This window comes from Mucilaginibacter sp. P5_A4 (genome assembly GCF_056400605.1).
On sequence record NZ_JBFUKX010000135.1, the window covers coordinates 1 to 1464 of the forward strand.

Genomic DNA, 1464 nt, shown 5'->3' on the forward strand with positions numbered 1-1464 from the left:
GGGTTCCTGAACCATAGATTAAAACGTTTTCTTTTATAATTTTATAACCAGGCTCATCAAAGTATTTAAAAACATCCTTAATTATTATACGCATTCCCATTAATAATGATGAGGATATAAAAAAGTTAATCAATAAAATATCCCCAAGTCCTTTAAGGCTAATTTTAAGGTAGGAAGCAAATAAAATATGATAAATTAACAGGAAGGCGGCATTGCTAACCAAAACAGCAACAAGTATGCGTAGCATGTCCCTGGTATTGGAATGCCTTATTATATGCGTATGGATACGCATGAACAGAAATATCAATATAGCGTTACTACAATAAAATGTAATATAGTAAATATTGCTTTCTTTAAAATCAAGTTTGTCTTTAAGGTAAAAAGACAGGCATAGTGCCAACAGGACGATCATAAGATCGGTTAACAGAATCAACCATCTTGAGTGGAATTTGTCCTGAAATATTAAATTTCTAATGTATATCATGTCCAATATTTATTTAAAAACATTAAAATTATGCATACCGGTATAGCGGAAAAAAATCTATCTCAGCACTTTCATTAATACCCTTTTCATCCAGTAAATTTTGATAGACTGTAGGATTAGCTATAAAACGCCAACTTTTAAAATCAATATGCTGATCTGAAAAGGCTGATTTCCAATCAAAAAGCTTATCCTCTTTATAACCCAGACCTCCACCAAGGTTATAATACCTCATTCCTTCTATCCTGCCAATTTGTGTAATTTCATCAACCAGGAATTTTGTTGGACTTTGTTGCAGATATTCGGCACGCGTGCCAACCAGATGCGCCTGGATAATGCCATTGGTAAATGTTATTATTGTACTTGACATAACCGTATCGCCGTCATAAACCATCAGGATGCGGGCATCATATTCACTGGTATTGCATAGGTTTGAAAAGTATCTATCGTTAAACAAATACTGGTTGGATGCCCCTAACCGCTTCATACTTTCTGTATAAATTTCAACAAAAGTTGCTAATGCGGCCGGCCCCTTTTCTTCCTCAACCCTAAACCCTTTTTTCCAGGCGTGCCTTATTGCGTCCATGGCACTTTGCCGGTATCTTTGGCGTTGCTGTTCTATACTTTCCGAAAGATCTATTATCACTGTTTTTCCGTTTTCATGCACACCGCCAAATTTATTTAGCAGACACTGCTGATTATAGAATGGGTGCATACGGGTAAATACCGATATGTAGTTCTCTTCAGAAAGAAAAGCGAGAAAGGCTTTTTTAAAATTTTCCATGAAGGAATTGCCCAAGCGATCTATTTTTTTGTTTGAAACAGGTCCCGAAAAACCATAAACACAGCTCAGATCATAATACCCCGATCCTGGAATTTCCCGTTTAAGTAAAGGAAAAGCGATATAATTATCCTGCTCCTGGTAAACAAATAAAACCGGACTACCAGTTGTTTCCAACGAATGGTAATGCCATGTATGATAA

1 protein-coding gene and 1 pseudogene are annotated in these 1464 nt (G+C 35.9%); both read right to left on the bottom strand.

The features are described 5' to 3' along the window. Positions 1-412 (bottom strand): annotated as a pseudogene (locus tag AC1DQW_RS27635) (hypothetical protein); the annotation flags it as partial. Positions 413-512: 100 nt separating this feature from the next. After that, positions 513-1464: GNAT family N-acetyltransferase (locus tag AC1DQW_RS27640; protein WP_477457011.1), on the bottom strand; the 952-nt coding region annotated here is incomplete at its 5' end.